This window comes from Corynebacterium sp. S5S1 (assembly GCF_001913985.1).
In the GTDB taxonomy this organism is placed as follows: domain Bacteria; phylum Actinomycetota; class Actinomycetes; order Mycobacteriales; family Mycobacteriaceae; genus Corynebacterium; species Corynebacterium marquesiae.
In genome coordinates this window covers 42,644-61,285 of the sequence record NZ_MKXT01000007.1, presented here as the reverse complement: position 1 = coordinate 61,285, position 18,642 = coordinate 42,644, and the positions used below count along the sequence as shown (strand labels likewise).

Genomic DNA, 18,642 nt, shown 5'->3' with positions numbered 1-18,642 from the left:
ATGTATGCCCCTAGCTTTAGATTTATGAGCAATCCCTATTCGAATAATGATTCCTTTAATTCAGGAAACAACGGTGCAGAGTATCCCGGAGCTGGCAATGAGTCTGCATCTCGTGGGCACGACGCGAATGGCCAGTCTGGCTACGGACAACAGCACTTTGGTCAACAGCAGTTCGGCCAGGAACAATATGGACAGCAGCAATACGGCCAGCCTGGATACGCCGGAAGCCCGTATCCGGGAGACGATTCCCTGTTTGGCCGGGATGTAGATGCCATTCAGGTAATCGGCGATAGCTTCCGCTATTTCGGCCGCAATTGGGCGCAGTGGATTTTCGGTCCGCTGGTGCAGATGGTAGTTGTCTTCATCCTCTATTTGCTAATGTTCGCCGTCCTAGCAGGCAGCGGTGCATCCATTGATGCTCTAGCTAATAGTGGCTCGGGTTCCGATGCCGCGCTTACCGGTGGGCTCATTGCGGTAATGGTCCTAGCGTTTATCGCTATGTTCCTCGTGCTTATTTGGGCAGTTAGCACCTGGTACAAGGCTGCTAATAAACAGGTTGATACTGGGACGCTGGAGATAATGGACTTTTTGAGCTTTAAAAATGTCGCCGGTCTCATGGCGGTGTATGTGCTTTCGACCCTGGTTATTACCCTGGGCTTCATTCTCCTGGTTATTCCGGGCCTCTTCGCCGCTTTCTTCTTTACCTGGATGCCGGCTGTTAAGGCCGTACGCCCTGAGCTATCCGTTGGCGAGACCTTCGGGGCTTCCATCGAGGTCGCGAAGAAGAATGTCGGAGTGACCATTTTGGTAGCCGTCCTGATTTCCGTCCTGTACGCCGTGCTGAGCTTTACCCTAGTCGGCATGCTTGTGTTCCCAGCACTGAACACCCTCATTTTGGTCCTCTTCGTCCGTCGCACGCTCGGCTTGCGCGGTTAGAAACCCGCAGCCGCACGATAGTTGCGCAAATAAGGCCCTGCTCGTCCACCGCATGAGATGGAAGGCAGGGCCTTAATTGTTGGTCGGGGAGAAGCCAGGAAACTAGCGCACCGGCAGCGGGCTAGCCAGGTAATCGGCACCGGTCAGCTCGCCGTTGTTAAAGGAAAGGACCCATACAGAAGCCTTCTTAAACTTCAGCTTGTCTACCGGCTTTTTAAGGAACTTTGGGGCGAGGTCTTCAATGATCCCAGGAATAGTGGCGCCCTGGCTTACGATGACGGGGACGCCGCCGTCGTTGACCACGCGGCGGAAAGCTTTCTTGGCTGCTTCTGGGTCGTTCTCCCAGGCCTCGTCGCCAAAGTTTTTGTTGATGGAAATGTCTTTGCCCAGTTCGTCGGCAAGCGGGGCAGCTGTCTGCTGGCAGCGCTGGGGCAAGGCCGAGTAAATCGCGGTGGGCTGGAAGGCGCTCAGCATCGGCACCAGCATCTCTGCTTGGCGGCGGCCCTTTTTATCCAGTGGCCGCAGGTTGTCATCGCCTTGCCAGCTGCCGCTTTCATGCGCGCGTGCGTGGCGCACATAAAGCACGCGGGTAGCGGGTGCGATGCGTAGGCGCTTAGCCGCCTTGGCCACTACCGCGGTATCAACGTCGTAGGACAGGAGGTCTTGCGCCTTGTCGATGGGCAGCCACCGTAGCTCATCGGTTTCACTATTGGCGGAATAGGTTCCGCCTAGGTACTTGGCAACCCAGTAGTAGACCACCTTAGTGCGGCCCTGGACTGGGTACGTTACCTTGCCGATGAGCTTGCCTAGACGCACGCTAAAGCCGGTTTCTTCCAGGATTTCCCGGGCTGCGGTAGTGGGCAGGGATTCGCCGGGATCGACCTTGCCCTTGGGCAGGGACCAATCATCGTAATGGGGGCGGTGGATGAGCGCGATTTCTGGGTCCTGCGGGGACCCGCGCCAGATTACGGCGCCGGCCGCAAGGGTAGTGCGGTGGAATTCCTTGGCGGGGTCCACCGGGATTTCCTGGTGGCGGCCGGAAATAAACTCCTCGTGCTGCTGATCCTTGTCGGTTTCGTGCATCTTTTTAATATTGGGCATCGTCTGCCTCCACGGGGCCTTTCCACAGAAATTGGGTGTTTGAAAACAACGTCTAAGCGCCCATTGTCCCACGGGTAAGGCGCGTTGTGCATCCTCGCCCCACGGGAGACGGGCATGCTTTAAGGTTGGGGTTATAGATTTGCACGTTTGGAGGAGACACCATGGTTAATGTTGCCGTGATGGGTGCTGGTTCTTGGGGAACTACCTTGGCCAAGGTCTTTGCGGACGCCGGAAATGACGTTCGCCTGTGGGCGCGCCGCGCGGAATTGGCGCAGGCCATCAACGAGACCCACACCAATCCGGACTATTTGCCGGAGACCCGGCTGCCGGCCGCAGTGAGGGCCACCCACATTGATACGGAAGCGCTGGCGCTTGCCGACGTCGTCGTGTTCGGCGTTCCCTCCCAAACCTTGCGCGCCAACGTGGAAAAGTGGGCACCGCACTTGCCGGAAGACGCCACCTTGGTCTCCATTTCTAAGGGTGTAGAGACCGCCACGCTCAAGCGCATGAGCGAGGTCATTATGGATGCGGCCGGCGTGCCAGCAGACCGCGTGGCGGTACTGTCTGGCCCGAACTTGGCCAAGGAGATTGCTGCCGGCCAAGTGGCCGCCACGGTGATTGCCTGCTCCGATGAAGACCGCGCTCAGCGCGTGCAAGCAGCGGTCGCCGCGCCGTACCTGCGGCCCTACACCAATACCGATGTTATAGGCGCGGAAATCGGCGGCGCCTGCAAAAACGTCATCGCCTTGGCCTGTGGTATCGCCTCTGGCAAGGGGCTGGGCAATAACACCATGGCCACCATCATCACCCGCGGTCTGGCGGAAATTACTCGCCTGGGAGTAGAGCTCGGCGCGGATCCATTTACTTTCTCCGGCCTCGCAGGCATGGGCGACTTGGTGGCAACGTGTACCTCGACATTGTCGCGCAACCGCACCTTTGGCTATCGCCTGGGCCAAGGCGGCACGATTGAAGAGGCCAAGGCCGCGACCAATGGCCAGGTCGCGGAGGGCGTCTACTCCTGTGACTCCATCTATCGCCTTGCCCAGCAGGCCGGGGTAGAGATGCCTATCACGCACGCGGTTTATGGCGTGTGCTACGAGGACATGGCGGTGGAAGATATGATCATCGCTTTGATGGGTCGGTCCAAGAAGTCGGAGTAGGTCGAGGGTAAAATCTGCGGGCATGACTGAAAAGACCCGCGTGGCCGTTATCTATGGCGGCCGTAGCACCGAGCACTCCGTATCCTGCGTATCCGCAGGCGCGATCATGAACCACCTCGACCCAGAGAAATTCGAGGTCGTGCCCATCGGCATTACCCGTGAGGGCACGTGGACGCCCGGCACCACGGAGGGCTTAGAAATTGTCGATGGCGTTATGCCGGAGGTCAGCCCAGGTGTGGAGCTGACCCTTTCTCTTGATCCCAATGCCAGGGGACAATTCCACAACGTCACCGACGGCACGCTCTTCGCAGAGGTCGACGTGGTATTTTCCATTCTGCACGGCCCCTTTGGCGAGGACGGTACTGTCCAAGGCCTCTTTGAGCTTTCCGGCTTGCCCTATGTAGGCCCAGGGGTATTGGCTTCCTCGGTGGGAATGGATAAGGAATTTACCAAGAAGGTGCTGGCGGCCGCAGACCTACCAGTAGCGCCCGAGGTCATCCTCAAAGGCCGTACCGAGCTAAGCGAGGACGAAAAGCAACGATTAGGCCTGCCCGTCTTTGTAAAACCCGCACGCGGTGGATCCTCCATTGGCGTTTCCAAGGTCTCTACTTGGGAGGAGTTCCCCGCAGCCGTCGACCTGGCGTTAGAAGATGACGAAAAGATCCTGGTGGAGCCTGAAATCGTTGGCCAAGAGGTAGAAATCGGTGTACTCCACTATGCCGATGGCACCTTGCTGGCCTCCGTCCCAGCGCTGCTCGCCGGCATCGATGATTCCGACGAGGGCTTTTATGGCTTCGACACCAAGTACCTCGATAATGTGGTCACCGCCGAAATCCCTGCGCCTTTCGCACCTGAGCTGACTGAGAAACTACGAGGCATGGCAATCCGCGCCTTCGAGGCCCTCAACTGTGAGGGCCTGTCCCGAGTCGACTTCTTCGTCACCGAGGACTCCGTGTACATCAACGAGATCAATACCCTGCCGGGCTTTACCCCGATCTCCATGTACCCGCAGGTGCTCGCGGCTTCCGGGGTGGAATACCCGGCGCTACTTGAGGCGCTTATCGAGCAGGCCCTAGCCAAGTAGGCCTAAGCGCTGCCTACTTTTCGGTCGTGTGCTCTGCGAGCACGTCGCCGATTTCCACCAGTGCCGCCTGCGCGGCATCTTGTGGGGCGTGTAGCGCAAGGTAGTCCTCGCGGCCGAGGGCAAACCACGTGCCTGCGGTCGTGCCATGAGCCAAGGTAGTGTCCTCGAACCACGGAATATCGTTAACCTGCTGGAGCTTAACTCCGGCGCGATAGTTCTCCGGCTTGGCTACGCCGCATCGCGCAACGATGTCTTCGCGGCCATCGGCGCTCCACACATAGGTATTCTTTTCCTCTACCTTGCGGCGGTTGTATCCCTCAGCCACCGAATCAGGCAGGGCCTTGTCCACCTCGGCGCACATCTGGTCATTGCCCGCCTTGAGCGCCTTGAGTGGCGCGTCGTGCGCGGTGGCTGGCTTTTCTTCGAGGGAAGAGAGGGCGTCGTTAAGCTCGCCCGGCTCTGCATCAGTGGAGGCAGTGACCGCGACAATGGGGAAGCGTTGTGCCGCATACCAGGTGGTGAGGTTGGAGCCAGGGGTGGCATCACGCACCTGGAACCACTGTTCGCCCTCTACGTCCTGGGTCTGGGAGTACTCGGTGTACTGGAAAGGCATATCCACGCCACAGCGCACGGTGAGCTTATCGTCTGAGGTAGCGGCCCAAGCCGCGACACCAGAAGGCACGGGATCGGCAATGTCTGCCCGCGGTTTATCCATCACCTTGTCCGGCAGGGCGTCGATAAAGCTGCGGCAGGCTTGCGAGTCTGCCTCCTTAGACTCCACGGGGGAGACCGCCACGGGTGCTTTGGCGACGTTATTGAATACGTATTTTGCGCCGAAAAGGACCGCTAGAACCATCACTATGGACAACCCAAGTGAAATGAAGATCGCGGTGCGGTTAAATTGGGATGTCATAAGGGCTCATAGTATCGAAAGGAAGCTGGTGAACTTAACTCAGACTCTCGCAGATGTGGGAGAACGCGCCGCCATCCGGGAAATTACCTCCGTGGCCTCCAGTGGGCTCAATGGAGACGATGCCGCGGTTCTGCCCAGTGCGCCGCCGAATTCCCGCACTGTGACGGCCACTGATTTGATGGTGGAGGGGCGTCATTTCCTGCGCGAGTGGTCTACCCCGCGCGAGATTGGCAAGAAGGCCATCTTGCGCAATTTTGCCGATGTGGAAGCTATGGGTGCTCGCCCGGTGGCCGCCCTCCTTGCTATCGCCGCGCCAGGTGATACCCCGGTGCCCTTCGTGCGCGGCATTGCCGAGGGAATTGCGGAGCATAGCTCTTTCTATAACGCCGAGTTGGTAGGCGGTGACCTTACGAAGTCCGATCTTTTGGTCATTAATATCACGGCCGTAGGCTTCCTGGGCGGCAGCCTTCCCGCCTTGACTTTGGACGGGGCGCGGGCAGGTCAGCAGGTGGTAGCGCACGGCAAGATCGGCCACTCGGCCGCCGGCTTGGCCTTGTTGGAGCGCTTCGGCCGGAACCTGCCTGCAGGGCATGAGCACCTGCAGCCGCTTATCGACGCCCACTGTGCCCCCTGGCTCAACCCCGGCCGCGGCGTCATTGCCCGTGCCGCGGGGGTCACCGCGATGACCGATAACTCAGACGGGCTGATTCAAGACTGCACTACGATGGCCGAGCACTCCTGTGTGCACATGGACTTGGATCCGCAGGCCTTGCAACCGGAAGAATTGCTGTGCCAAGCCGCGGATTTACTCGACTGCGATCCGTGGGAATGGGTACTCAGCGGCGGCGAAGACCACACCCTCATCGGCACAACCGCAAAGGAAGCACCCTCGGGATTCCGAAAGATTGGAACCGTAACCCGCGGCTGCGGGGTTACGCTGGGAGGCACCACACCGAGCTATCAGAAAGGCTGGCTGAGCTTTTAACCATGCACCCCACCTACCACCCTTCCTGGGAACCGGTGCTGGCGCCGGTAGTAGAAGAGCAATGGCCACAGATCTCTCACGCTCTTGAGGGCCAAGACTATCTGCCCCCGGCCGAGGACGTCTGCCGCGCGTTGCGCATGCCGCTGGATAAGGTCCGCGTGCTCATCGTGGGCCAAGACCCTTATCCCACCCCAGGACACGCCATGGGTATGGCCTTTTCCACCCGCCCAGGTGTGAAACCGCCGCGTTCCTTGGTTAATATTTACCGCGAGCTGCACGATGATCTGGGCATCAACGGCCGAGCGGACGGCGACCTGAGCGCCTGGGCGGATCAAGGAGTGTTGTTGCTCAACAGAGTGCTTACGGTAGCGCCAGGCCAGGCTGGATCGCACCGCCGCATCGGCTGGGAAGAGATTACCGAGGCTGCCATTCGCGCGCTCAACCGCAGCCCCATGGTCGCGATCCTCTGGGGCCGGGATGCGCAAGCGTGTGAGCGCTTTCTTCCAGACGTCCCTTGTATCAAGTCCCCACATCCCTCGCCGCTATCTGCCAGCCGCGGTTTCTTTGGTTCTCAGCCCTTTTCCCGGGCAAACGCCCTTTTGCGGGACCAAGGCGCACAGGAAATAGACTGGCGCTTGTAAACTATTGCGCATGTCCTACCCCAGCACGCTGGATTCCCACGGAATGCGCAATTGGGCCACCCGCGCCGTGGGGGAATTAGCCCATCGCCGCGATGAGATCAACGCGCTCAATGTCTTTCCTGTACCGGATTCCGATACGGGCTCGAATATGGCGCACACCATGGAAGCAGCGGTTGCGGAGCTGGACAATGGCGGCGATGTCGCCGACTCCCTTGCGCTCGGGGCGGTGCGTGGTGCCCGCGGAAACTCGGGAATGGTGCTGTCCCAGGTTCTGCGCGGCGTTGCTGAGTCAACTGTGGACTCAGTTATCGACGGCGACGTTTTTGCCCGCTCCCTGCAGCAGGCCGTGGAGCTGGTGGACCGAGCCATTGCCCAGCCGGTGGAAGGCACAGTTATTACGGTTCTGAAGGCAGCCGCCGAGGCCGCCGAGGACGCTGAAGCGCAGTCAGGCGCAACCTTGCACAGTATTGTGAGCGCCGCAATCGCTGCCGCGGAAACGGCCCTCGAGCACACTCCTTCGCAATTGCCAGCCCTGCGCGAGGCAGGAGTGGTGGATGCCGGCGGCGCCGGCCTCGTTATCCTTTTAGAGTCTCTTCTCGCAGAAATTGAAGGCTCGACCGGGCACACAGGCCTGCCCGAACCGGAGCCGGAAACTGAACTGGAAGTGGTCTTTTTCTTCGAGGGAGATATAGACGCGCTGCAGGTAGCAATTGAACCGTTGGGAGACAGCCTGGTCATCGCTCGGGCCACCGAGGACAGCGCTAATGTACATATCCACTCCCGCCAGGCAGGCAAGGTCATTGAAACCGCCTTTGGTACCGGAGAGGTAACCAACCTGCACCTGGAGGTGTTGCCCCCTCACGCCGAACCTGCCTCCGAAGAGCCTATTGCTCGCCGAGTATTTGCTGCCGCACCATCCGGGCCTATCAGCGATCTTCTGGCATCTGCGGGGGTTAGCGTGGTGTCTCCGGATGATCCCATTGCGGCTAAGGACGAGGACATCGTTCTGGCCACCGGCGTGAGTTCGCAGACCGCTGCTGGGCGAGTAGTGCCCGCGCACTCGCTGGCTGCAGCCTTAGCCGCGATCTCCGTTTATGAACCGGATAACCCAGATACTGGTGCCGTCGTTGCTGCCATGCGTGATGCTGCCAAGTCCATGCGAGTGGCTTACCCGAGCCAGGAAACCCCGCAGTCAATCATTGCCACTTGCCGCGATCTCTTGGCAGAAGGCGGTGAGCAGGTCACAGTCCTAAGCGCCCTAGACCTAGACCAGGAGGAACTAGCTCAACAGCTTCGCGTGGATGTTATGGCACTGAAAGTACCGGAAATCGCAACCGAAATCGGAGTGGAATAGCAATGCTCGGCTGGCAGGACAACCGCCCTTTGACAGAGGTGCTTGCGGCGAAAGACGCCGCGAAGATTACCAAAGCGTTGGGGTATGAGACCTGCGGCGAGCTCTTAGCTCACTATCCGCGAGACTATATCCGCCACAACAAGGACGTCGGCCTAGGAGACGCTGCCGAGGGCGATATCGTCACGGTTACCGGAACTATTACCGGATTCACCCGCCATGACTCGGGCAAGACCACCATCATCAATGTGCAGCTCGATGGCAGCATCATTGCGACGTTTTTCAATGCCAATTACGTGATGCGGATGTTGCACCGCGGACAGCGTGTGATGATGAGTGGCAAGCTCAAGTTCTTCCGTAACCAGCCGCAGTTGCAGCAGCCGGACTTTGTAGAGATCGATGCCTTCGGTCGCCCCGACGGCGAACTGGATGATTACCGGCAGCCAGCGGCCGAATCCGGCAAGAAGCACCGTCCGAAGGCAACCGGTTCGCTGCGGAACCTGTCGCAGTTTGGCAGGCTCGACCAGCTTCTCTTGGAACGTGAATGGATACCGGTGTACCCAGCCACCTCCAAGGTGACCTCGTGGTACATCATGGGCGCCATCCACTACGTCCTATCTAAGACCCCGCCGATTGCGGAACCGCTGGATTATCAGATGATTATCAGCCTCGACAAGGCAGTGCGGGAAATCCATGAGCCAGGGGAAGCAGGCCCCTACCGTGCGATTCAGCGGCTGAAGTACAACGAGGCTCTGTCTATTGGTCTGGTGATGGCATTGCGCCAGCGAGATGCCGAAGCCCGGACCGCTTCTACCATGCCGGCAACCTTAGGCGGCTATCGCGAGGAACTGCTGAGCCATCTTCCCTTTGACCTGACCGAAGGGCAGCGTCGCGTCATAAGCGAGATCGAAGACGATCTGGCTCGTCCGCTGCCCATGATGCGCTTGTTGCAAGGCGAGGTTGGCTCGGGCAAAACCATGGTTGCTACCTGCGCTATGCTGCAGGCTGTCGACGCAGGAACGCAGGCGGCTCTATTGGCACCTACGGAAGTGCTTGCTTCCCAACACGCTGCCTCCATCGGAAACTCGGTTCCCGAAGGCGTCAAAGTGGTTCTCTTGACTGGGTCGATGCGTACGGCCGACAAGCGGCAGGCTTTATTGGATATTGTCTCCGGTGACGCGGACATCATCATTGGAACCCATGCGATTATCCAAGACACCGTGGAGTTCTTTAACCTGGGATTGGTCGTCGTAGATGAGCAACACCGGTTCGGTGTAGAGCAGCGCGATAGCCTGCGGTTAAAGGCACGTGAAGGCCTCAGCCCCCACGTGCTGGTGATGACAGCAACACCGATTCCGCGCACCATTGCGATGACCGTCTTTGGCGACCTCGCTGTATCAACGCTGACCGAGCTGCCCGGTGGTCGCAAACCTATTCAATCAGCGGTGGTGGCCGAGTGGCGGCCGACCTGGGTGCTGCGCGCACTCGAGCGGATACGCGAGGAGGTTGCCCACGGTCATCAGGCCTATATCGTTTGCCCGCGCATTGAAGGCAAAGGCGGAGTGCTAGAGCTTGCACAGCAGCTACAAAACGGACCGTTTAAGGGACTGCGCGTAGCCATCTTGCACGGAAAGATGCCCAATAAAGATGAGGTAATGACGTCATTTGCTAGGGGAGAGATCGATATCTTGGTCTCTACCACGGTCATCGAGGTAGGTGTGGATGTTCCCAATGCCACGGTGATGCTCATTCGCGAGTCCGAGCACTTCGGCGTTTCCCAGTTGCACCAGTTGCGCGGGCGCGTGGGACGAGGCGGCAATGCCTCCATTTGTCTTCTGCACACAACGGCAGCCGATAACACTCCATCCTTCCGCCGTATCACTCAGATCGCCCAAACTTCCTCGGGTTTTGAACTGGCCGAGCTCGATTTGCGCCAGCGCCAAGAGGGAGACATCTTGGGCACCATGCAGTCCGGAACGCACCGCACACTGCGGCTACTGAACTTGGCGGATGACCAAGACATTGTTGAGCGCACCCATGCGGAAGCGCGCGCCATGGTGTTGCGCAATCCCGAGTTGGCTGAGGAACTCACGCGCAATTTGAGCGAAAGCGAACAGGAATACTTGGAGAAGAACTAAGACGGGTTAACCTAGAAGCATGAAAATTTACGCCCCCTTCGCGGGCATCGTCCGCTGCCATGTGAATGTGGGAGACACTGTTGATACCGGAGTACCGCTTGCGACCGTTGAAGCCACGAAGCTTGAGGCTCCCGTAGAAAGCCCCGGCCCAGGAAAGGTCTACCGTATCGTGGTCTCTGATTTTAGTGACGTGCTGGGCGGAGACCTTTTGATGGAGATTGGAGAAGCATAAATGACGCGCATTATTGCCGGCGAAGCCCGCGGCCGCACCATTATAGTGCCTGCAGAAGGAACCCGGCCTACCGCAGACCGCGCCCGCGAAGGGCTGTTTTCATCCCTCACTGCACGGTGGGGCTTTGCTGGATCTTCGGTGCTCGATCTTTTTGCAGGCTCTGGTGCCCTAGGTCTTGAGGCAGCGAGCCGTGGGGCAGATGAAGCAGTACTGGTGGAATCTTCGCCCGATGCGGTAAAGATCATCCGGCACAACATGGGCGTCGTCAAGCATCCCGGCGTGCGCGTGCAAGAGATGAAGGTAAGCACTTACCTGGCTAGTGCCCCGCGCAAACACTTTGACCTGGTGCTGGCGGACCCGCCCTATGCTTTTGATGAAGTGGATGAACTCATTGCTGTCATCGAACCAGTGCTTACCGATCGCGCAATGGTAGTAATTGAGCGTCATGTTGATTCCGCGGTTACTGAGTGGCCTGCTGGTTTTGAGCCCACCGGCCAGAAGCTTAAGAAGCGCACCTTTGGCATCGCACGCATGGATATGGCCGTTTATACCCGCCCCGGCAGCGAGGACACCGAAGACTAAACCACTGAAAAGAAAGCGAAAGTAGCATGACTAAGGCCGTCTGCCCTGGATCCTTTGACCCTGTCACCTTAGGCCACGTCGATATCATCAACCGCGCTAACCAGATGTTTGATGAGGTCACCGTGTTAGTAACCGGTAACCCAGACAAGCCCTCCGGCCTCTTTAGCGTGGAGGAGCGCATGGAACTTATCCGTCAGAGCGTGGATTCTTCCATCCAGGTGGACTATTGCTCCGGGCTTTTGGTGGATTACACCACGGAGCATGGGGCGGACGTTTTGGTGAAGGGACTGCGAAGCTCTCTCGACTATGAGTATGAGCTGCCCATGGCGCAGATGAACCGGCGCCTTTCCGGTATCGATACCGTCTTCCTACTCACGGACGAGAAGTACGGATATATCAGTTCCTCGCTGTGTAAGCAGGTAGCAAAGTTTGGCGGCGACGTAACGGGTATGTTCCCCGAATCCGTAGGTCGTGCGGTAAAGGAGAAATACCGTCAGTGAGCCTCGCACTGGTTATTTTCCTCGTCGTTGTCGTTGGTTCGACACTGCAACGGGTATCCGGAATGGGGCTCGGTCTTATCGGCGGTCCCATCCTTATGCTGATAATGGGGCCGGTCGAAGGCATTCTAGTCATTAACGTTTTGGCTTGTGTTAATGCGATGTTGACCACCTATTCCGTGCGCGAGAATGTGAGCTGGAAGAAGTTCGGGCTAATAGCCCCAGTCATGGTGATTGGCTCCTTGGCCGCGGCGCTGCTCATTAGGCGTATGGACACGGCAGGGCTCATGATTGTGGTGGGTGCTGCGCTTCTGGCCGCACTGGCGGTGGTCACTTTTGGAAAGAAGTTTGTCCCGCCGATGGCGGGCAAAGGCCCCGCCATCTCCGCCGGTATTCTCGGCGGCTTTACCAATACCTTGGCGGGCGTTGCGGGCCCGGTTATTACCGTCTATGCGCAGGCGGCAAAGTGGCCCCAACATGTTTACGCCGCCACGCTGCAGCCGATTTTTGTCGTAGGCGGATTCTTTTCCGTGATGACCAAGACTCTCACAGGTGCGGCACACTTTGATGGCCTGCCTTGGATGATGTGGCCCGCGGGAGTATTAGGCATGTGTGTAGGAATTTGGGCCGGAACCCGGATTGCCCAGCGTGTTCCACGAGAAAAAGCCCGCGTGCTTTCGCTGAGCGTCGCCGGCTTGGGTGCGGCCAGCGCATTGATTCGGGGTCTTTTAACACTGGTGTAGAGGAATGAGTCGCGACAACGCCCGCCGGTCCTCTCTTTTAGCTGAAAGACGGCGGGCTGAAGGCACTCTGTTGAGTGCAGTGGGGGGCTACAGCAGCGAAGCCAAAAAGTCCTTAGTGCGTGCCTGTTGCGGGTTATCCAAAACCTCGGCAGGGCTGCCGGACTCGATGACAACGCCGCCGTCCATGAAGAAAACCTTATCGGCTACCTCGCGCGCAAAACCCATCTCGTGGGTGACTACGAGCATGGTCATGCCTTCGGCTGCGAGGTCCTTCATAACGCGCAGCACTTCGCCGACGAGCTCGGGGTCGAGGGCGGACGTAGGTTCGTCGAAAAGCATAAGCTTAGGATCCATGGCCACCGCACGAGCGATGGCAACGCGCTGTTGCTGGCCGCCAGAGAGCTGTACTGGGTAGTTATTGGCCTTGGACGCCAATCCAACGTCCTCCAACAGCTCCATAGCGCGGGCGCGGGCGGTTTCTTCCGGAATCTTTTTTACCTGCACCGGTGCCTCGATGATATTTTCAATCACCGTGCGGTGGGGGAAAAGGTTGAAAGACTGAAAGACCATGCCGATATCGGAGCGCTGCTCTGCGGCTTCCTTCTCGCTGATCTCATAAAGGGTGCCGTTCTTTTCGCGGTAGCCAATTAGCTCGCCGTCGACGTAGAGGCGGCCCGCCGTAGCCTTATCAAGGTGGTTGACGCAGCGCAGGAAGGTGGATTTGCCGGAGCCCGAGGGGCCCAGTAGACAGGCTACTTCGCCGGGCTGGACCTCAAGGTCAATGCCTTTGAGGACCTCGAGCTGTCCGAAGGACTTATGGACATTCTGGGCGGAAATCATGGGAGTAGCCATTAGTTTTTAGCCTCCGAAATCACGGATACGTTGCGGGGGATGGTGCCTTCAGCGTCTGCCAGCGCAGCAAGTTGGCGGCCGGTGAGTTCGCGGGTGGCACCGCGCTCAAAGCGGCGCTCCAGGAAGTACTGTCCCACCATCAGTAGGGAAGTAACCACGAGGTACCAGGACGCTGCGACCAGCAGCAACGGGATGGGCTGGAAGAGAGCGGCGGAAATATCAGTGGAGCGGCCGAAGATCTCCTCGGTATAAGGAATGGCCACCACGAGGGAAGAGGTCTTGAGCAAGGAAATGAATTCATTGCCTGTAGGCGGAATGATAATGCGCATGGCCTGCGGAAGGACGGTGCGGCGCATGGTCATCCACCAGGACATGCCGAGTGCCTTGGAAGCTTCCTTCTGCCCCTCGGGAACGGAGGTGATACCGGAGCGCACAATCTCGGCCATATAGGCGGCTTCATTGAGACCCAGGCCCATCACCGCAAGGAAGAAGGCGTTGGTGAGGATCGTCTGCAAGGATACCTCGGTAAAGCCCAGGTTGATGGATTGGTAGATAGCGGAGAGCAGGCCCCAAAACACCAGCTGCACATAGATAGGCGTTCCGCGGAAGACCCAGAGGAATACCCAGGAGACGCTGCGCAGCACCGGGTTCGGGGACATGCGCATAACCGCAAGTATTGCACCACCGACAACGCCGATGATCATGGACAAAATGGTGATGGCGATGGTGTGGAGGGAGGCAAGTGCAATGCGCTTATCAAAGAGGTACTGGAAGTAGGTGTCCCAGCCAAAAGCCTCGTTGCGGGCGGAGGCGATGATGAACCACACGCCGAGCACGATAAGCAGGCCGGCGAAGACCCAGCGCCACGGGTGGCGTAGAGGTCGCGCCTCGATCTTGGCGGGCTTTTCCTTTGGCTCTGCCGTAGCTGGCGTCGCCGTATTTTCATTAACCATTGATCGGCCTTTCATTAATCATTGCCTGGTCTATTAAGCCATCCTCGATGCCCCAACGGGACAAGATTTCTGCATACTCACCGGTTTCGATGAGGTGTTGCAGTGCCGCGGCAGAGGCCTTGCCCAAATCGGAATCCTTGGGAACGGCAAAGCCATAGGGCGATGCCTGGAACATATCGCCTACCTGCCGCATCTTTCCCTCGGAGCGATTGACAGCCCACGCCGTTACTGGGGAGTCTGCGGACAGGGCATCTGCGCGTCCCATGAGGACCGCCAACGCGGCGTTGTCACCCGTGTCATAAGACAAGACAGTGAGATCGCCGTTGCACGCATCCTTCTTGGGACGCACATCGTCGGTTTCAGATACCGTGGTGCGCTGCACCGCAACCGTCAAGCCGCAAGGATTATCCGGGTCAACCTTCTTAGGCCCATCTACTCGCTCGGCCCACTGGATGCCGGCGTAGAGGTGGTCTACAAAGTCGAACTCATTGCGGCGCTCGGGGTTATCCGTGAAGCCGGATGCACCCATATCAATCTGGCCCGATTGCACGGCGGGCAAGATCATCGAGAAGTCCTGTTCCATGGGCTGGAAATCGAGTCCCAAGACTCCGGCAACGGCGCGAGCAAGATCAAGTTCAACGCCCTGGAGCGCCCCGTGGGAATCCTTGAGCTGAAATGGGGCATAGGGTGGGTTAGTTCCGGCAGTGAGGACGCCATCGTTGTCGTCATACATGGCGGCAATTTCCGGCACCATTGCGGAATGGGGTTCTTCCCAGCCCTCCGGAGTGGAATCTTCCTCGTTGGTGACGCAGGCGCTGAGGCTCAGCGTGGGGACGAGGACCGCGGCGATAATCGCGCGGTGGGAAAACGAGCGCGGCATTACTTCTGCGCCGTCCTTTCATCTATAGCGCGGGCTTTCTTCATGTCTACGACGATGAACGCAGAGACGATGAGTGCACCGAGGATGAACATGCCGATGATGATGCCGCTAGAGGCATCTTGGTCAGCTCCCCAGGGCCACAGTGCACGCAGAGAACCGAGCATGAAACCAGCCATGGCCATCAGGGTCGGGGCGCGGTGGTGATCCAGTAGGAAGTTCAATACCTTGATAAATGCCGCAAGGCCGCACAGGGCACCCAGCGCGAAGACCGCGATAGTGCCTAGGTCACGATCTGAAACGGCGCCAATAATGGGCTGGTAGAGGCCCATGGTCAGCAGGATAAGCGAGCCGGAAATACCCGGCAGGATGAGTGCGCAGACGGCGATGGCGGCGGCGAGGAAGACCACAATGAGGCTGGGGTTCTCGTGCGGTTCGGAGGTGAAGCCGGTGATAAAGAAGATGGCAATCGCAGCGATTATAAATGCGATGATAGAGGAGGGGTGTAGTCTCTCTTGCTTAGAAAGCATGGATAGTGGCACAAAAATGGACACAGCCACCATGCCCAAAAATAGCGCTCCGGAAGCCGATACATGATTATCCACGAAGTTAGAAAGCACGGTGGACATTCCGAAAACGGCAATAAACATGCCGATAGCTACGGAGAGAAGAAAGCTCCATTCGACCTTTTTGAAGCGGCCGGAAATGAGATCGTTGGCGTTGTGGACTGCGCGTTCATAAATGCCCACGATGAGCGCCACGGTGCCACCGGAGATGCCCGGTACGAGCTCGGCCATGCCGATGAGGGCACCGCGGATAGCGTTCAAAATGTACTGCATAAAATAAAAATCTACCTGGGAGGGGACTGGTGCGGAGGGCGACTGGCCTAGCAAGGCGGCAGAAAAGTGCCGAAGGGAGACGCTAGGCGAACCGCTGTAAGGCGTAATGCATATCTTTCATTAGAGGGCGGTGATCTACCTCTCGCGGTAGGGGAGGATCTTCTCCCTAACCGTAAAGGTAAAACCGTATTCATGAATATTCTGTCAGTTTAATGCACCCCAATGCAACTATGCAGTTTGGGACAGGATATACGGAATCTCACACGGGAAAATACTTTCTTCGGTAGAAACCATAAGTTTCCCATTATTCAGTCTGATGTTTACGCGGGCTTCAACTAGCTGAAAGATTCACCCCCTAGAATCCCCCGCGTATTCCCGCCATTTCCCCTGTGCAAGCATTCCTTTCCAGTCATAAAGGACTCTCTATGAAAAATCGTTTCGTCCTGCCTGCGTTAACTGCAACCGCAGTGGTGGGAAACCTCATTGTTATACCGGCAGCAAGCGCTGCGGAGGTTGGGGCCGAGGGGGCATCGCCAAGCGAGGGCTCTCGCTTTAGCATCGGCGTCTTACCGGATACCCAGTTCTATTCGCGCTATTCCACCCCGGAGACCGGCAACTTGGCCCAAGCTCGTTACGGAAGCGAACCCTACTTGGCCCAAACCCAATGGTTGGTGGAGCACCAAGACGAGCTGAATATGGACTTTGTCACCCATCTGGGTGACGTTGTAGACCAGTGGAACGTGGAGGGCGAATGGCAGGTGGCTGATAAGGCCATGCAGGTCCTCGATGATTCGGATCTGAACTACTCCATCCTGCCCGGCAATCACGACATGGACGTGGAGGGTGCGTCGGCTCATCCTTATGACAAGTGGTTTAGTGCCGATCGTGCCAAGGCCGCTAATCTGGAGACCTTCCAAGAGCGCTACACGGCCGTCAATAATGACTCGGAGGCTCACATCTTTGAAGCCGAGGGCCAGAAGTACCTCAACCTTGCGCTGGGCTGGCGCGCCGACGATAAGGCCCTTGCGTGGGCGCAAGGCATCATCGATAAGCACCCCAACCTCCCCGTCATCGTCACGACGCACGAAGCCCTCAATATCGATGGCCAGGGTAACGTCTTCTACTCCGATGACTACGGCAAGGGCGTGTGGGATAAGTTTATCAAGCGCAACGACCAGATTTTCCTGGTGATGGGCGGCCACCACCATGGTGCGGGCTACCGCGTGGATAAAAACGATGCCGGCCATGACGTTGTCTCCATCTTGCAGGACTATCAGATGGCCTACCAGGGCGGCAACGGTCTGCTGGGAGTGCTCGAGTTCGACCTTTCCGGCAAGCAGCTGGAGATGACCGCACTCTCTCCATGGGTGGCGCAGAAGCCGCACGAGGAGCTGACGCAGTTCGACAAGCTCACCCTAGATGATAAGGGCGATAGCTACGCCATTCCGTTCGACTTTGAGCAGCGCTTTTCTTCCTTTTCCCCGGATTTCACCGTGGGCGAGGGCCACCAGCCGGACCTAGCGCAGCGTGCACGTGACATCGCCGCTGAAGGCTTTAGGCCCTATACCATTGCGGAGGATGAGCTGCCCAAGGGCGCGGATGACTTTGCCAAGAATGATCACACAGTATTCCACTGGCGCCCGGGCCAGGCCCAGGACAAGGACGGCCATGCGCTTGCCGACGGCGCCCCTGCCGACCGTGGCACCACCATCCCCGATATTGCCAGCGACTCCGGCAGCGACCTGCATCGCTCTGGCGCCATGCTAGGCGATCGAGTGACCTATAGCTCTGACCACCACCCGCTGTCCTCTGATTCCGGCTCCCTCTTCTGGTCCGACCCAGCGGGCAAGGTCGGCAATGCCGAGTTCCGCACCGACAAGGACGCGCCTGCAAATAAAGTGGATACCACCAAGGGTTATACCTTTGAATCCTTTGTAAAGATTCCAGAGGACTTCAATGGCGCACAACATGGCTGGGGAAGCGCGCTGAGCCGCGACTCTGCCATCAATAAGTTGGTCGACGGCTCTGAAGACACGGACCCCACCGTCATGTTTGGCATCTCCAACCTGCGCGAACTGCGTTGGTGGGCGGAGCCGAAGCAGGGAAGCGGTTCTACCGTATGGTCCCACGAGGTGCCCAAGGACGAGTGGATGCACATCGCCGTGGTCAACGATCCGCAGCGCGATAGCGTGGAGATGTTCATCAACGGCGCGCCTATCCTGCGCAACGCGGTAGGCGCCGAAGGCCTTCTCCCGCGCGACCTGCAGTGGGTCATGGGCGGTGGCTTTGATAATCAGCGCCCGCAGGACCCCTGGTACGGCTGGATTGGTGAAACCCGACTGACCCAAGGAGTTCTGGGCAAGGAGGAATGGCTTACCGCCCGTGCGCATGATTCCGGCAAGCCGGCCGATACCACGCAACCTGCCACGGGGAGCTCCGCATCGAGCAGCGGCGCGAGCTCCAAGCCCGCCATCTTCGGAGCAATCCTCGGCATCGCGGGCGTGGCCGGACTCATTGGTCTAGCATTACCGCAGCTGAAGGCCTCGATCCCGCAAATCAACGCAGTGCTGCGCAAGTACCATCTACCTACGTTGCCTGAACTGGGCTAAGCAAAGACCTCGGTTTCCTGACTTAGTGGAAACCGAGGTCTTTTCTAGTCGTGCCCCTGGTGAGACTCGAACTCACACTGGACGGGTTTTGAATCCGTTGCCTCTGCCAATTGGGCTACAGGGGCGCACAGTGTAAAGGCTGGCTGCCT

The 18,642-nt window shown here is 58.4% G+C and carries 18 protein-coding genes and 1 tRNA gene; 12 read left to right on the top strand and 7 right to left on the bottom strand.

Features of this window, described 5'->3' with window-relative positions; all coding sequences use genetic code 11:
- Window positions 1-24 precede the first annotated feature (24 nt).
- Window positions 25-936 carry a hypothetical protein gene (locus BKN05_RS04400; RefSeq protein ID WP_286688040.1) on the top strand — a complete coding sequence of 304 codons (912 nt, stop codon included), beginning with the start codon at window positions 25-27 and terminating at the stop codon, window positions 934-936.
- Between the two features lie 102 nt (window positions 937-1,038).
- Here the strand turns inward: BKN05_RS04400 and BKN05_RS04395 are convergent, their stop codons facing one another.
- Entirely contained in the window at window positions 1,039-2,037 is a 999-nt protein-coding gene (locus BKN05_RS04395; RefSeq protein ID WP_286688039.1) for an NUDIX hydrolase, read from the bottom strand.
- 161 nt (window positions 2,038-2,198) lie between these two features.
- Between BKN05_RS04395 and BKN05_RS04390 the strand changes: the two genes are divergently transcribed.
- The gene (locus BKN05_RS04390) at window positions 2,199-3,197 is read left to right on the top strand and encodes an NAD(P)H-dependent glycerol-3-phosphate dehydrogenase (RefSeq protein WP_286688038.1); all 999 of its coding nucleotides are present in this window, start codon (window positions 2,199-2,201) and stop codon (window positions 3,195-3,197) included.
- A gap of 22 nt (window positions 3,198-3,219) precedes the next feature.
- Window positions 3,220-4,281 (top strand): D-alanine--D-alanine ligase family protein, encoded by a 1,062-nt coding sequence (locus tag BKN05_RS04385; protein ID WP_286688037.1) that lies wholly within the window; start codon window positions 3,220-3,222, stop codon window positions 4,279-4,281.
- A gap of 13 nt (window positions 4,282-4,294) precedes the next feature.
- Here BKN05_RS04385 and BKN05_RS04380 read toward each other — a convergent pair whose 3' ends face one another.
- Window positions 4,295-5,194 carry a DUF3515 domain-containing protein gene (locus tag BKN05_RS04380; protein ID WP_286688036.1) on the bottom strand — a complete coding sequence of 300 codons (900 nt, stop codon included), beginning with the start codon at window positions 5,192-5,194 and terminating at the stop codon, window positions 4,295-4,297.
- Between BKN05_RS04380 and BKN05_RS04375 the strand changes: the two genes are divergently transcribed.
- From BKN05_RS04375 to BKN05_RS04340, 8 genes are read left to right on the top strand one after another with little or no spacing between them, the layout of a single operon-like run.
- On the top strand, window positions 5,142-6,179 hold the full coding sequence (locus BKN05_RS04375; protein WP_225747026.1) for a thiamine-phosphate kinase: 1,038 nt from the start codon (window positions 5,142-5,144) through the stop codon (window positions 6,177-6,179). The genes BKN05_RS04380 and BKN05_RS04375 overlap by 53 nt on opposite strands.
- Before the next feature lie 2 nt (window positions 6,180-6,181).
- On the top strand, window positions 6,182-6,820 hold the full coding sequence (locus tag BKN05_RS04370) for a uracil-DNA glycosylase (RefSeq protein ID WP_198492957.1): 639 nt from the start codon (window positions 6,182-6,184) through the stop codon (window positions 6,818-6,820).
- 10 nt (window positions 6,821-6,830) lie between these two features.
- Window positions 6,831-8,174, top strand: coding sequence for a DAK2 domain-containing protein (locus tag BKN05_RS04365; RefSeq protein ID WP_286688035.1), 1,344 nt, complete (start codon window positions 6,831-6,833; stop codon window positions 8,172-8,174).
- A gap of 2 nt (window positions 8,175-8,176) precedes the next feature.
- Entirely contained in the window at window positions 8,177-10,309 is a 2,133-nt protein-coding gene (locus BKN05_RS04360) for an ATP-dependent DNA helicase RecG (RefSeq protein WP_286688034.1), read from the top strand.
- A 19-nt stretch (window positions 10,310-10,328) separates the two neighbouring features.
- Window positions 10,329-10,541 carry a biotin/lipoyl-containing protein gene (locus tag BKN05_RS04355; protein ID WP_049377113.1) on the top strand — a complete coding sequence of 71 codons (213 nt, stop codon included), beginning with the start codon at window positions 10,329-10,331 and terminating at the stop codon, window positions 10,539-10,541.
- Entirely contained in the window at window positions 10,542-11,123 is a 582-nt protein-coding gene (gene rsmD / locus BKN05_RS04350) for a 16S rRNA (guanine(966)-N(2))-methyltransferase RsmD (RefSeq protein WP_286688033.1), read from the top strand.
- 26 nt (window positions 11,124-11,149) lie between these two features.
- Entirely contained in the window at window positions 11,150-11,623 is a 474-nt protein-coding gene (coaD, locus tag BKN05_RS04345; protein ID WP_049377111.1) for a pantetheine-phosphate adenylyltransferase, read from the top strand.
- Entirely contained in the window at window positions 11,620-12,363 is a 744-nt protein-coding gene (locus tag BKN05_RS04340; protein ID WP_286688032.1) for a sulfite exporter TauE/SafE family protein, read from the top strand. Before coaD ends, BKN05_RS04340 begins: the two co-directional genes overlap by 4 nt.
- A gap of 87 nt (window positions 12,364-12,450) precedes the next feature.
- On the opposite strand, the gene BKN05_RS04335 is transcribed toward BKN05_RS04340, so the two are convergent.
- Genes BKN05_RS04335 through BKN05_RS04320 form a run of 4 tightly spaced genes read right to left on the bottom strand, consistent with a single transcriptional unit; the run spans window position 12,451 to window position 15,884 of the window.
- On the bottom strand, window positions 12,451-13,215 hold the full coding sequence (locus BKN05_RS04335) for an amino acid ABC transporter ATP-binding protein (protein WP_049377109.1): 765 nt from the start codon (window positions 13,213-13,215) through the stop codon (window positions 12,451-12,453).
- A complete protein-coding gene (locus BKN05_RS04330; RefSeq protein WP_225747022.1) occupies window positions 13,215-14,168 on the bottom strand; it encodes an amino acid ABC transporter permease in 954 nt (317 codons plus the stop codon). The genes BKN05_RS04335 and BKN05_RS04330 overlap by 1 nt, the downstream gene beginning before the upstream one ends.
- Window positions 14,161-15,048, bottom strand: coding sequence for an ABC transporter substrate-binding protein (locus tag BKN05_RS04325; protein ID WP_225747021.1), 888 nt, complete (start codon window positions 15,046-15,048; stop codon window positions 14,161-14,163). Before BKN05_RS04325 ends, BKN05_RS04330 begins: the two co-directional genes overlap by 8 nt.
- Window positions 15,048-15,884 carry a DUF368 domain-containing protein gene (locus tag BKN05_RS04320; protein WP_286688031.1) on the bottom strand — a complete coding sequence of 279 codons (837 nt, stop codon included), beginning with the start codon at window positions 15,882-15,884 and terminating at the stop codon, window positions 15,048-15,050. The genes BKN05_RS04325 and BKN05_RS04320 overlap by 1 nt, the downstream gene beginning before the upstream one ends.
- Before the next feature lie 425 nt (window positions 15,885-16,309).
- Here BKN05_RS04320 and BKN05_RS04315 point away from each other — a divergent pair, with 425 nt between their 5' ends.
- On the top strand, window positions 16,310-18,493 hold the full coding sequence (locus BKN05_RS04315; RefSeq protein ID WP_286688030.1) for a LamG-like jellyroll fold domain-containing protein: 2,184 nt from the start codon (window positions 16,310-16,312) through the stop codon (window positions 18,491-18,493).
- Window positions 18,494-18,544: 51 nt separating this feature from the next.
- Here BKN05_RS04315 and BKN05_RS04310 read toward each other — a convergent pair.
- Window positions 18,545-18,618 (bottom strand) — tRNA-Leu (locus BKN05_RS04310).
- Between the last annotated feature and the right edge of the window lie 24 nt (window positions 18,619-18,642).